This window comes from Actinoplanes xinjiangensis (genome assembly GCF_003148685.1).
GTDB classification, from domain to species: domain Bacteria; phylum Actinomycetota; class Actinomycetes; order Mycobacteriales; family Micromonosporaceae; genus Actinoplanes; species Actinoplanes xinjiangensis.
This window is the reverse complement of sequence record NZ_QGGR01000033.1, coordinates 91,672-104,686: the sequence shown is the minus strand read 5'-3', so window position 1 is coordinate 104,686 and position 13,015 is coordinate 91,672. Positions and strand designations below refer to the sequence as shown.

Annotated in this window: 7 protein-coding genes; 1 reads left to right on the top strand and 6 read right to left on the bottom strand. The window is 71.5% G+C overall.

What is annotated here, in order from left to right:
• Nucleotides 1-1,329: 1,329 nt before the first annotated feature.
• Together BC793_RS52565 and BC793_RS42010 are read right to left on the bottom strand one after the other, a co-directional pair.
• A complete protein-coding gene (locus BC793_RS52565; protein ID WP_109602209.1) occupies nucleotides 1,330-2,994 on the bottom strand; it encodes a serine/threonine-protein kinase in 1,665 nt (554 codons plus the stop codon).
• A 221-nt stretch (nucleotides 2,995-3,215) separates the two neighbouring features.
• On the bottom strand, nucleotides 3,216-3,791 hold the full coding sequence (locus BC793_RS42010) for a TetR/AcrR family transcriptional regulator (RefSeq protein ID WP_109602208.1): 576 nt from the start codon (nucleotides 3,789-3,791) through the stop codon (nucleotides 3,216-3,218).
• Between the two features lie 61 nt (nucleotides 3,792-3,852).
• On the opposite strand from BC793_RS42010, the gene BC793_RS42005 reads away from it, so the two are divergent.
• Nucleotides 3,853-4,800, top strand: coding sequence for a hypothetical protein (locus BC793_RS42005; protein WP_109602207.1), 948 nt, complete (start codon nucleotides 3,853-3,855; stop codon nucleotides 4,798-4,800).
• Here BC793_RS42005 and BC793_RS42000 read toward each other — a convergent pair.
• The 4 genes from BC793_RS42000 to BC793_RS41985 are packed head-to-tail and all read right to left on the bottom strand — an operon-like array spanning nucleotide 4,784 to nucleotide 12,972.
• Nucleotides 4,784-6,328: an ABC transporter gene (locus tag BC793_RS42000; protein WP_146246711.1), complete on the bottom strand. Its 1,545-nt coding sequence runs from the start codon at nucleotides 6,326-6,328 to the stop codon at nucleotides 4,784-4,786. The two genes, BC793_RS42005 and BC793_RS42000, sit on opposite strands and share 17 nt — an antisense overlap.
• Nucleotides 6,318-7,703: a glycosyltransferase gene (locus BC793_RS41995; RefSeq protein WP_109602205.1), complete on the bottom strand. Its 1,386-nt coding sequence runs from the start codon at nucleotides 7,701-7,703 to the stop codon at nucleotides 6,318-6,320. Before BC793_RS41995 ends, BC793_RS42000 begins: the two co-directional genes overlap by 11 nt.
• Nucleotides 7,700-9,763, bottom strand: coding sequence for a glycosyltransferase (locus tag BC793_RS41990; protein ID WP_109602204.1), 2,064 nt, complete (start codon nucleotides 9,761-9,763; stop codon nucleotides 7,700-7,702). Before BC793_RS41990 ends, BC793_RS41995 begins: the two co-directional genes overlap by 4 nt.
• Nucleotides 9,763-12,972 carry a PQQ-dependent sugar dehydrogenase gene (locus tag BC793_RS41985; protein WP_158319538.1) on the bottom strand — a complete coding sequence of 1,070 codons (3,210 nt, stop codon included), beginning with the start codon at nucleotides 12,970-12,972 and terminating at the stop codon, nucleotides 9,763-9,765. The genes BC793_RS41990 and BC793_RS41985 overlap by 1 nt, the downstream gene beginning before the upstream one ends.
• Nucleotides 12,973-13,015 lie beyond the last annotated feature (43 nt).

Here is a 13,015-nt window from a genome sequence, read left to right as displayed (position 1 = left end):
CTACACGCGATGCTCCGCACCACCACCCCCTACCAGCACAAACCGGCAGAGAAAATCGCCCTCGCCGCTTGACAGAAACCATAGGGACACCCCCCTCGCCCCCGCCCCGAAATTCGCCCGCCCGGACCCGCACCACCTGAAGGCTCGTGCCGAGCCCTTCCACACTCCCGCACTCCTGCTATCAGGGAATCGACTCCTCCCCACGCCGCCGCTCTCAAGGCATCGACTCTTCCAGTGCTGCCGCTCCCAAGACATCGGCTGTTCCCGTGCCGCTGCTGTCAGGGCGTCGACTCTCCTCGCGCTGCTGCTGTCAGGGCGTCGACTCTCCTCGCGCTGCTGCTGTCAGGGGTTTGACTCTTCTCGGCGCCGCCGCATTGAGCCTCCCCAGCGGTAGGCGCACACAGTCGGCGATCGTGTGCGCCGGTCGTGGTGATGACGATGGTGGGCGCCCGCATTGCACCCAGCGTGTGAGTTCACCGTCGTGATGGCGGTGGTGAGCGTTCACGATCGTTGATCGTGTGCGCCTGTCACCGCTGTCGGCGGGTGTCGTGGTGCATAGACCGCGGGCGTGCTGGCGCAAGGGTGCAACGGCCGGCTGGTCCTCACCGCTGTCTCGGGTTCGCTGAGACAGCGGTGAGAGCCAGCCAGATCTTCTCGGCTGGTCGTCACCGCTGTCTCGGGGCCCTCGAGACAGCGGTGGCGACCAGCCGCAAAGATCGACGGCCCACCGCCGCACCGGCGCCGCGGAAACCGGAAAGCGGGCACGCCCGGCCCCACCGCCAGCGGCGCAGTGTCACCGCCGCCAGCGGCGCCAGTGCCAGCCGCGCCAATGCTACCGCCGCCATCGCCGCCAGCGTTACCGCCGGCTTGGGCCGGCGACCTGTCGAGATGGGCCAGGGAGGAGCGCCGCCGACCTGGCTCAGGTAGAGCAACCACCAACCATCTGCCACCTGCCACCGACCAGTTCCCGGCCCGAGATTCGCTCGCGCGGTTGCGAATAGGCATGGCATGGCGTGGCGGGGCTGAGCGGGATGTGGTGTGGCGGGGTCAGGTGGAGCGTGGCGCGACGTGGCGTGGCCGGGTGGAGCGTGGCGGGACGTGGCGCGGCCGGGCGGGGCTGAGCGAGACGTGGTGTGGCGTGGCCGGGTGGAGCGTGGCGGGACGCGGCGTGGCGTGGCCGGGTGAAGCGTGGCGGGACGTGGCGAGGTTGGGCTGAGCGAGGCGGGGCGAGGCATGGCGAGGCGGGATGAGGTGAGGCGGCGCGTGGCGAGGTGAGGCGGGGTGAGGCGGGGCGGGGCTGAGCCCGGCGGGCGGGGTGGGGTGGTGGGATCAGGGGTGGGTGGTGAAGGAGGCCAGGACGACGGTGAAGGCGGGGAGCCGGGTGGGCCAGGCTTCGCGGGTGGACTGCCATTCGAGGACGTAGGAGCGGCCGCCCGCGCTGGTGATGCGGCGTAGCGAGCGCATGACCGTGCCGTCCGGGTCCTGGAAGGTGTATTCCCAGACGGCCGCCGACGGGTCCGGAAGCGCTTCCAGACGTAGGCGGCGATAGCCCGGGAGGTGCGTCTCCATCTCGGCGATCTCCAATTCGGCGACCACGTCCGACGGGGGTTCGGGCAGCGTCGTGATGCCGAGGAGTGTCCGGTCGCGGCCGGATCGGAAGGCCCGCCCGCCGGGGATCTCGTCGCGGCGCCAGCCGGCCGGCACGGCCACCTGGTACCCGTCCGGGTCGGCCCACCACGTGTAGCCGTCGGGCGGTGGGGTCTCCAGCCGGGGGCTGGTGACGACGGATGCCGGGTGGCTGGTGGCGGTGCTTGCCGGGCGGCTGGGCGCGGCGGCTGCGGGGTGGATCGGCGCGGTCGCTGCCGGGTCGCTGGGCGCGGTGGCTGCCGGGTGGATCGGCGCGGTGGCCCCCGGATGGCTGGTGCTGACGGCTCCCGGGTGGCCGGTGACGGTTGGGTGGCCGGTGCCGGTGCCGGTGCCGGTGCCGGTGCCGGTTCCGGTGGCGGCCGGGTGACTGGTGGCGGCTGCGGGCCGGGTGGGGAGGGCCTGGTCCGTACGCGCGCGGGTCTCGCCCTGTGCGGTGGCCGCGACCGCGGTGAGTGTCGTGGTCACCGCGACCGCCGCGACGATGGCCGGGATCCGGCGGCGGGCCGCCGAGCGGGGCCGCCGCCGGCTCGCCTCGATGACGCCGCGCAGCGCCCATTCGGCTCCGGTCATGCTCGTCCGCTCGGACGGGTCGCGCCGCAGGAGTCCGGCCAGCACCGGTGCGAGTGGTCCGGCGAGGCGCGGCGGCCGGGGCGGGTCGGTGCCGATGGCGCGCAGCACCTCGGTGGTGGTGGGGCGGGTGTACGGCGGCCGGCCCTCGACGGCGTGGTAGAGCGTCGCCCCGAGGGACCACAGGTCGGATCGTTCGTCGGTGGCGTGGTCAAAGATCCGTTCGGGAGCGATGTACTTGGGGGAGCCGAGCACGATCCCGGCGTCGGCGAGGGTGCGGATCCCGTTCGGGGTGACCGCCGGGCCGAAGTCGGTGAGCACCACCCGGCCTTCGGTGGTGACGAGCACGTTGCCCGGTTTGACGTCGAGGTGCAGCACCCCGGCGCGCCCGGCCGCCCGTAGCGCGGACACCAGCACGAGGCCGATGCGGGCGACGCGGACCGGTGACAGCGGCCCGGACTCGTCGATCATCTGGTGCAGGGAGCGGGACGGCAGGTATTCCATCACGATCCACGGCCCGTCCCACGACGGCAGGACATCGAGGGTGTGGATCACGTTGGGGTGCTCGACGCGGGAGGCGGCGACGGCCTCCGGTAGCGCCCAGTCCCGGACCAGCTCCCGCTGGCCGAGGGTCAGTCCCTGCGGGATGGCGCAGTGTTTGACCACGACCCAGGTGTCGGTTTTCTCGTCGGCGGCCAGCCAGATCCGGCTCATGTGACCTGAGGCGAGCGGGCGGACCAGCCGATAGCGTCCCCCGACCACCTCTCCCTCCGCGGCCATGTCTTTACCCCGTCTTGACGTTGTGTTCACGCAGGTCAGGTGCTCTGTCGAGAGTAGCCGGAGCGCACCATCGAAGATCGAGAGACGTAACTCTCAGCACCGGTACGACTATCCACTGTGACCAGCGCCGGGGCCATCGTCCGAGTGGCGGGCGCAGACGAGCTGTCGGAGTTCCGACACTGCCCCGCGATGGTGGTGATTCCGGTGTAAAGGGTGGGGATTCAGGCGACGGCGGCCAGGACCGTGAAGGCCCGGGCGGCGGTGGCACGGACCGCGGTGCGCACGCTCTCCGGGGGCTCGCCCAGGGTGATGCGGTGCCGGATCTCGGCGTACAGGGCGTGATCGGCGGCCGCCAGGAGGGCGGCGGCCAGGGGGTCCGCGAGAGTGCCGGCGAGGGCTTCCTCGGTCCGCTCGCGCAGGAGCCGGGCGCGGGCCAGCAGGGCGGGACTGTCGTCGACGACCCGCCAGAAGAGCGCCGCCCCCGGCCGTAGCCCCAGCGTGGGATCGTCGCGATCCAGTCGCTCGGTGAAGGCCCGGTGCACGGCGGCGGCGGGTGTCTCGCCGTCGGCCCGGCCCCGCACGGCCGCCGCGAGGCGCTGGATCACCTCGTCCTGGCGGTCGAAGAACAGGTCCTCCTTGGTGGGGAAGTAGTTGAAGACCGTGTTCACCGAGACGTTGGCGGCGCGGGCCACCTCGGCGACGGTGACCCGCTCGAACCCCTTCTCCAGGAACAGCGTCAGCGCTGCGTCGGCGATCGCCGTCCGTGTCGCCTGCTTCTTCTCGTCGCGAAGACCCACGCCTGAATACTAGCGTCACTTAAAACTTGGAGTGACACCAACATTTCGGTACGGTCGGCGCATGCCTTTCACCTTCGGCGTCTATCCCGGCGGTCTCTCCGGAACCGCGGACGGCGCGATCACCCCCGGCCCCCCGGAGGATCCGCAGCGCATCACCGCGGCTCTCGACGATCTGCACGGCGACCGGCCGTTCCTGGTGCGGGGCTATCTGCACTACAGCGACGCCGCGCCCGGCACCCCACAGGCGCCGCCGGAGCCGGCGCAATACGCCACCGGTCGCCGGCGCCTCGACCTGGTGCTCTGCTTCCGCGAGCCGGGTGACGACCACACGGGCTGGCTCGCGTTCGTGCGGGACCGGATCCGGCGGCACGCCCCGGTCCTGGCCAAGGTCCAGATCGCCGAGGAGCCGGACAACGCGGGCCCGGGTGGTGACGGTGCGTTCCCGGCGGTGCGGCGGGCCCTGATCGAGGGTGTTCTCGCGGCGCGCGACGAGGTGGCGCGGCTCGGTGCCGACGTCCTGGTCGGCTGCAACTCGACGCCCGCCTTCGACCCGGGGCAGGAGTTCTGGACCGGGCTCGGGCGGGCCGGTGGTGACGAGTTCCGGTCCGCACTCGACTACGTGGGGCTGGACTTCTTCCCGGACGTCTTCCGGCCGGTCCCGGCGGAGCAGCTCGCGGGGACGGTCGCCGGGGTGCTGCGGCACTTCCGGCGGGAGAGCCTCGGTGCGGGCGGTGTTCCCGGCTCGGTGCCGGTGCACGTCACCGAGCACGGGTGGCCGACCGGTGCCGGCCGGCCACCCGGACGTCAGGCCGAGGTGCTGGAGACGGTGGTACGGGCGGTCGTCGCGGCCGCCGGCGAGCTGAACATCGACACCTACGAGCATTTCGCTCTCCGGGACGCCGACAGTGACGTCGACGACCCGATGTTCCGCTTCGGCCTGATGACCTCGGACTACCGGCCGAAACCGGCGTTCGCCACCTACCGCCGCCTGATCAGGGAACGGGGATGAGACTCCACTGCAGTCCGCCCCGGGCGTCGTGCCAGCTCTGGACCGGGGCGAGGGTGGGGGCGGCGCGCAGACGGACCGCGTCGGCGGCTCCCTGGGCGGAGAGCAGCAGATAGCGGACACCGTGCCCGGCCGGGTCGGCGACGGCCGCGGCGAAGTCCCGGTCCGGGGTGATGACGAACTGTCTCGGATGGTCGCTGGCCAGGACGATGCCGAAGGCGTACGCCGCGTCGGTGAGGACCGCGCCCTCCGGCAGGGCCATGGCGTCCAGATCGGCGGCCACCTGCCGGTTGACCAGCGTGAGCCCCCGGGTTCGCGCGGCACCGTCCGCGGTGAGCCACTCCGACTCCTCCCGCGCGAGGGCCGGCTGCCCGAGGGTGATCAGCGTGGCCGGTATCGAGATCAGGGCGGCGGCCAGCGCCACCGGCACCACCGCCGGGCGGGGCCGGGCGGCGATCAGGTGCCCGGCCAGCAGCACGGTCAGCGGGATGACGGTGATGTGGAAGCGCAGCCAGCCGAACGACGTGCCGGACAGGAACGCCAGCGCGTCGAACGCCAGCACCGACCCGAGCACGGTGAAGGCGGCCAGGATCCGTGGGTCGCGCCGGCGCCACGCCATCACCAGGGCGGCGACCAGCACCAGCACGAACAGCGGGGCCAGGCCGATCATCTGCTGGAACCAGTAGCCGATCCGGCCGGGCAGGTCGTCGCCGGTCACCGAACCGATGCCGGTGGCGTTCGCGGACACCTGCGCGGAGTTGCCGTACTGCGAGGAGAAGGTTGCGAACCACTGGCCGACGATCAGCTTGCCGGCCAGCGCCCACAGGATCACCGCCAGTACACCGGGCAGACCGGCGAGGACCGCGTCGGTGCGGGCCAGGGCGATCCGGCGGGGGCGATCTCCGGGCGTACGGGCGAAGGTCGTCAGGAAGACGAGAACCGGGACCGCGGCGACCGGGGCGAGCGCCTCGTATCTCGCGCCGTAGGCGAGGCCGATGGCCAGGCCCAGTGGCACGAGCTGCTCGGCGCGGCCGTCGGCGAGCCAGATGAGCAGCGCCCGCACGGCCAGCATCAGGCAGAGCAGGAAGCAGGCCTCGCTCATCCCGTTGCCGGAGTAGATGACGATCATCGGGTGCAGCGCGAACGCGCCGGTCAGCACGAGCCGGGCGGTGCGCGGGACGTCGGAGCGGCGCAGCACGTCGTGCAGCACCGCGACGGTGGCCGTCATCAGTGCCGCCGAGACCAGCACCACGAGCAGGCCTTGCTGGGTGAGCGCCGGGAAGATCAGCGCGAGCGGCAGGAACGGCAGCAGGATCAGCGACGGCAGCGGGTTCCAGACGAAACCGATGGCGGCCAGGTGCGGATCCCGGCTGAACAGCGTGTACCAGGCGTTGGCCGCGCGGCTCGCGGAGTCGCCGGGCACGAGGTCGCTGTGCCAGAACCACACGGCCATGGCCAGATAGACGACCGCAGAGAAGACGAAGGGCTTCTTGAGAACGGCGGGGGTACGGGTGAGCACATCAACCGACATCGACGGCCTCTTTCGGAAGGTGCAGTCCGTGCGTCGTCTTCTCCCAGTAAGACGGTTTGAAGACCAGTTGCCAGGCGGCCTTGGCCCCGGCCAGGCTCATCATCGCCCAGTAACCGGGTGACAACAGGGCCGTGCCGAGCAGGTCGGGCCGGTCCATCGTGCGGGCCGACAGCACGTTCAGATAGATCACCGTGGCGTTCCCGAAGACCAGGCAGATGACGCCCAGGTAGTAGAAGGGCGGCACGAAGATCTCCTCCATGATCGGTGGCCGGTCCAGGAACCAGAGGATCGTGGTCGCCCACAGCACGGCGTTCAGCAGGGCCGCGAGGGGGGTGCCGCCGACGAACAGGTTGAGGCAGAGGATCCCGCGCCAGCCGAGCTGCCGGACCGTGGCCCGGGGCGACCGCAGATGCACCAGCCAGGTCATCAGATAGCCCTTGTACCAGCGGCTGCGCTGCTTGATCCAGTTGATGAAGTCGGAGTTCGCCTCCTCCAGGGTCACCGAGTCCAGCACCCCGACCCGGTATCCGGAGCGGGCCAGCCGGATGCCGAGGTCGGCGTCCTCGGTCACGTTGTACGGATCCCACGCCCCCAGTTCCCGCAGTTCCCGGGCCCGGAAGTGGTTGCTGGTGCCGCCCAGCGGAATCGGCATCCGCAGGGCCACGAGGCCGGGCAGCAGTGACCGGAACCAGGTGGCGTACTCCAGCGCGAACCACTTCGTGATCCGGTTCTGGTCGACGTTGAAGTAGCCGAGTTCGGCCTGGAGGCACACGTAGGACGGTCCGAGCCGGCGCAGCGCGACCACCGCCCGGCGCAGTTGCAGCGGGTCGGGCACGTCCTCGGCGTCGTAGATCGTCACGAACTCCCCGGTGGCCTGCTCCAGCCCGACGTTGCAGGCCTTCGGCTTCGTCTTGGGCTGCGACTCGGGCACCACCAGGATCCGGACGTGCCCGCCGGTGACGACGGCGGCCGCCGCGTCGATGGTCTCCCGGTCGTCCTCCTCCAGCAGCAGGATGATCTCCAGCTTGTCGGCCGGGTATTCCAGGGCGCCCAGGTGCGACATCAGCTGACCGATGACGGCCGGCTCCCGGTAGGCGGGCACCAGCACGGTGTAGACCGGCAGGTCGTGGTCCGCCACCGCCCGGGCCTCCTCGTCGGACACCCGGATCAGGTGCTCGCCCCGGGTCGACGCCCACACCAGCACGACCCGGAAGACGATCGCGGCGCCGTAGGCCACGGTCACGATCGCCACCAGGGTCTGCAGGACGGCCATCGGAAACAGCACCGCCCACCCCGTGATCAGTACGAGCGCCACGATCAGCCCGGCCCGTTGCATCCGGGACAGCACCACCTGGGCCGAGAACCCCGGGTTCACCGGGCACTCCCCAGCAGCACCAGGGCCATCGCCACCAGCGCGGCCAGCGCGAACCGGCCGCGGGGGAGGTACTGCCGGACGGCGGTGACCGGTGCGGGCGCCGGCGACCAGCGGCTCACGACGACGGCGACGGTCAGGGCCAGCACCGTGTCGGTGCAGACCGGCAGACCCGCCACCTCGAACGCGGCCGGCCCGAACAGCCGGCCGGTCAGCAGCACCGCGAGGACCGCGCCGACGGTCACCGCGGCCAGCGCCAGCGACGCCACCGCCGCCCGTCGCAGCGCCCGCGCGGTCGGTCCGAACAGGACGACCGCACTGATCAGCAGACACGCGACACCGCCGGCCAGAGCGAGACCGGGCAGTTGGTCCGCGGGCAGTAGCAACTCGGTGCCGTGATGCGCGGTGACCAGGCCACCTCCGCTGCTGGCCGGCCCGGCCGGGCGGCCGAGCAGGGTGACCACGGCGCGGATCCCGGCGTCGACGGACTCGCGGACGGCCGGGGCGACCCCGGCGACCGCGAGCAGCGGCAACAGCAGCGCCCAGCGCAGCCTGGCCACGGTACGGGTCCCGACCAGCAGGATCGCCGCGCCCGTCAGGAACGACAGGGCGGCCGGGATCAGCCGGCCGTCGCCCGGGATGAGCAGCAGCAGGGCCGTGCCGGCGGTCAGGAACGCGGTGGCGAGCAGCCCGTCGACCTGCCGGTCGTGCACGTCCGGCTCCGACCCGGACGGGCGGATCCGGCTCGCGGCCAGCGCCGCCGCGGCGGCCACCGGGATCATCAGCGGCACCCCGGGACCGCGGTTCCCCAGGCTGTCCCAGACCTCGGCGGCGAGCGCCGGGAACGCCACCGCGGTCAGCGCCACGGCCAGGAACAGGCGGGTGGCGACGGCCCGGCGTACCGCCACGACCAGGCCGCCCGCTCCGGCCGGCGCGCCGTACACCCAGTTGCTGGTGACCGCGTAACGCAGCACGAACACCACCACGATGGCGAGCACGTTGGCCGTCAGGTAGTGCAGTCCGGCCAGTTGCACCAGCGCGTAGAGCAGGCCCAGATGGATCGGCGTGAGGGTGTTGTTGAGCAGCAGGAACCGGCCGAAGCGGCGCCGCCGGGCGACCGAGCCGGGCGGCATCACCAGGTTGTCGATGACCGCGAAGTTCCACACGATCGCCACCTGCACCGCCAGGAACGCGGCGAGCAGGTACGGCAGCCCGGCAGCCTCGCCGAGCGCCCACAGCGCCGCCGAGTTGACGCCGGTGCCGGCCGCCCCGGCCAGCGCGAACCCGGCCAGCCGGCCCAGCGGCGAGACGGGATGCCGGGTCGCCCCGAGCCGCAGCAGGGTGAGGTGACGCAGGTAGCGCAGACCCTCCCGGAACGACGCCTTGCTCTCGCCGGCCTGCCGGGGCCGGAAGGTGTACGGCACCTCGGTGATCTGCCGCATCCGGCCGCGGACCACGACCTCCAGCAGGATCTTGTACCCGTTCGGCCGCAACGCCGTGGTGTCCAGCGCGTCCCGGCGTACCGCGAAGAACCCGCTCATCGGGTCGGTGACCGCCCGCAGCCGGACCGGGAAGAAGATCCGGGCGAGCGTGCCGGAGGCGCGCGAGACGATGCGCCGGAAGGCGCCGCCGAGCCCCGCGACCCGGCCGCGGGTGCGATAGCGGCTGGCCACCACGGCGTCGGCCTGGTCGACCTGGCCGGCGGCGAGCAGTTCCGGCACCGTCGCCGGCGGATGCTGCAGGTCGCCGTCCATCACCACGACCCACGGCGCACGCGCCGTCGCCAGTCCGGCGGCCACCGCGCCACCGAGGCCTCCGGTCCGCTCTCCCGCACCCCTGTGCAGCAGGCGTACGCCGTCCGGGTCCCGATCGGACAGTTCACGGATGACCTGCGGGGTGTGGTCGTCACTGTCGTCCACGAAGACGATCTCGCTGGGGGTCGTGCCGAGCGCGTCGTGCAGTTGCTCGACCAGGGGCCGTACGTTGTCCGCCTCGTTACGGGTGGGCACGACGACGGTGACCGCCGGAGGTGCTTTCAGCCGAACTGTGGCTACGTCCGCCATTACCGGGTCTCCCTCGGGGAAGTGAACCGTGCTGGTGCTCCGCCGCCCGCCTCGTAGTACTCGGCGACGACGGTGTGCTCACCGGCTGCGACATCGATGTCGGCGGTGAAGGTGGTGGGGCCGTGATCGGACCAGCGGTCACCGACACGCTCGTAGTGGAACCGGGCGATCGCGCCGCCGCCGTTCTCGAAGTACTCGACCCGGATCTGATGGGGGCCGTCGAACAGCAGCCGGTCGGTGCTGAACGTGTCGTTCTGGTTGATCCACCGGTCGACGATCGGGACGCCGTCCAGCCAGACCCGGATGCCGTCGTCGCTCTGCCCGGAGAACCGGTAGACGCCGGCCGGCAGGGAGTCGGTGCGGGTCCAGCGGGCCGAGAATCCGTCGGCGGGCAGGCCCGCGGCGGGCGGGCCGCCGCCCCAGTCGAAGCCGATGGTGCTGTCCTGCCGGGTCACCGCCGGTTCGCCGGCGAGGTCCATGCCGGCGAAGTACTCGGCGGTCCAGTCCGGCGGATCGGGTGCCCCGGCGGTCTGCCGGAAGGCGAGCCGGGCGACCGCGTCGCCGCCGTTCTCGTAGTACTCCATCACCACGGTGTGCGGGCCGCCGCCGAGCAGGGTGGTACGGGTGTGGGCGGTGGCGCCGGAGTCGGCCCAGGCGTCGATGATCCGCTGACCGTCCACGGTGACCCGGACGCCGTCGTCGGCGGTGGCGATGAACTCGTAGTCGCCCGGGGCGAGGCTGAGCGTGCGGGTGTACCGGGCGATGAAGTGGTCCGGGGCGATCGCCGGGTCGGGTGAGCCGAGCACCCAGTCGTTGTCGACGTTCGGCTCGGCCCGGGTCAGCGCCGGCGGGGCGGACGGCACGGTCGGTGCAGAGCCGGCACCGGGGGTGTTCCAGTACTCGGCCGTCCAGTCCGTGCCGGGCTGGTCGACGGCGGCGGCCCAGTCCAGTCTGGCCATCGCGTCGCCGCCCTCGTCGAAGTATTCGAGGGTGATCGTGTGGGTGCCCTCGCCCAGGTCACCGATCCAGTCGTAGGCGGTCCCGGACTGGCCCTGCCACCTGTCCAGGACCAGTCGCCGGTCCACGTAGAGCCGGACCCCGTCGTCGGAGACCGTGGTGAACCGGTAGCGCCCGGCCGGGAAGTGCTGCTTCTTCGTCCAGCGGGCGGAATACCCGTCGGCCGGCACCGCCGGGTCCGGGGCCGCCGCACCCCAGACGAAGTCGATCCTGGGGTCACTGCGGGTCAGTACCGGGGCCCCGGCCAGGTTCCTGTTGTCGTAGAAGGTGGCGGTGAACGGCGCCGACGGCACGTACGTGGCGGTGTAGGTGGTGTCCGCCTCCGGGGTGGTGACGGTGTGCCGGATGCTTCTGCCGTCCGACCAGCCCTGGAACTGATGGACCGTGCCGTCCGCGGCCACAGCGGTCGGTGGGGCGTACAGCTCCCGTCGGAAGCCCTCCACGCCGAGCACCTGGTGCGGGGTCTGCACCGGCACCCCGTCGAGGTAGGCGGTCAGGCCCGGTGGACTGGTCGCCACCGTGAGCGTCGAGGTGACCGGCCGGATCTCGATCGATTCCGAGGTGCCCAGGCCGGTGCCGTCGGTGGCCGTCACCCTGATCTCGTACCAGGTGTCGGCCGACGACTCGCCGGTGTCCGGGATGGTGAACTGCCCGGCCCGGCCGGTGAGCGGCCCGGCGAACGGGTGGATGTGGGTGTGGTGGTGCAGGATCACCGAGGTCCTGATGCGGTTGTCGTCCAGGTCGAACCCGGCGGCGTCCTGCGCGAACGCGTTGTAGGTGATGACGTCCCCGGCGCGGTAGGCGGACCCGTCGGCCGGCACCGCGATGGTCACCGACGGCGCGACGCCCACCTGGATGATCAGCGGGACGGCGCTGCTCCGGCTGCCGCCGCTGTCGGTGACGGTGAGAGTGGCCGTGTAGACACCCGTCTCGTCGTACGTGTGCGCCGGATCCGCCGCGGCGCTGGTCGTGCCGTCGCCGAAGTCCCAGGCGTAGGTCAGCGGCTCACCGTCCGGGTCGCTGCTGCCCGCGCTGGAGAAGTTCACCGCCAGCGGGTCCGGTCCCTTGTCGACGTCGGACGTCGCGTTCGCCGTGGGGGAGTGGTTGCCCAGGCTGTAGGTGACCTTGTAGATCCGCCCCGGGATGTAGGTCAGGTAGTAGAGGTCGCCGTCCGGTCCGACCTTGAGGTCGACCACCGCCCCGGCGGAGGCGTCGAAGTCGTGCACCGACGTGACGCCGCCGTTCCCGTCGAGCACCGCCCGCCTGATGAAACCCTTCGCGTAGTCGGCGAAGAACAGGTTGCCCCGATACTCGGGTGGGAAGACGGATCCCCGGTACACCGGCCCGCCGGTGGCCGCCGCGCTCTCGGAGTCGTGGGCGTACACGTGGATCGGGTCGACGAAGCCCGCGCAGTTCGCGGTGCACATGCCCTCCTTGAGCGGCCACCCGTAGTTGCCGCCCTTGACGATGTGGTTGACCTCCTCCCACGTGAAGTCGCCCACGTCGCCGCCGTAGAGATCGCCGGTCAGGCCGTCGAACTGGAATCGCCACGGGTTGCGGAAGCCGTACGCCCAGATCGCCTGCTCTCTTCCGGCCTGCCCGGCGAACGGATTGTCGGCCGGGATCGATCCGTCCGGATTGATCCGCAGGATCTTGCCGTGCGGATTGGAGAGGATCTGCGCGTTGCTGGAGTAGCCGTTGTCGCCGACGGCGAAGTACATCTTCCCGTCCGGTCCGAACGCGATACTGCCGCCGACGTGCAGGTGCTGGGAGAGCGATTCGGTCTTGAAGATCTCGAACGGCCCGTCGGTGCCGACGTCACCCGAGGCGTCGAAGCGGACCAGGCGATTGTGCAGGTCGAGACCGGTGTAATAGAAGTACACATAGTGGTTCGACACCCCGAAGCCGGGGTCGAAGGCGATGCCGATGAGCCCGCGGTCACCGGTCGGCTCGGACGGCAGCACCGCGAACGGGGTGGCCAGCAGATGGCCGTCCTTGAACACCTTGACGACACCGGCCCGCTCCAGGATGAAGATCCGCCCGTCCGGGGCGATCTCGAAGCCGGAGGGCTCGTTCAGGTCGGCGCCGACGACGAGCGAGGTCTGGAAACCGGGGGGCGGAGCAGCGGACACGGGCGTGCCGGCGCAGAGGGAGAAAAGAATCAGGACCAGAAGCGCTGTCGCCGCTCTCACAGGTCCCGAACCTATGGGCCGATCATTGCGGGGCGGGTGCTCC

Excerpts from the sequence above, each read along its gene's own strand:
- BC793_RS52565 (WP_109602209.1), bottom strand. The coding sequence starts at position 2,994 with ATGGCCGCGGAGGGAGAGGTGGTCGGGGGACGCTATCGGCTGGTCCGC.
- BC793_RS41990 (WP_109602204.1), bottom strand. The coding sequence starts at position 9,763 with ATGGCGGACGTAGCCACAGTTCGGCTGAAAGCACCTCCGGCGGTCACC.
- BC793_RS42000 (WP_146246711.1), bottom strand. The coding sequence starts at position 6,328 with ATGTCGGTTGATGTGCTCACCCGTACCCCCGCCGTTCTCAAGAAGCCC.
- BC793_RS42005 (WP_109602207.1), top strand. The coding sequence starts at position 3,853 with ATGCCTTTCACCTTCGGCGTCTATCCCGGCGGTCTCTCCGGAACCGCG.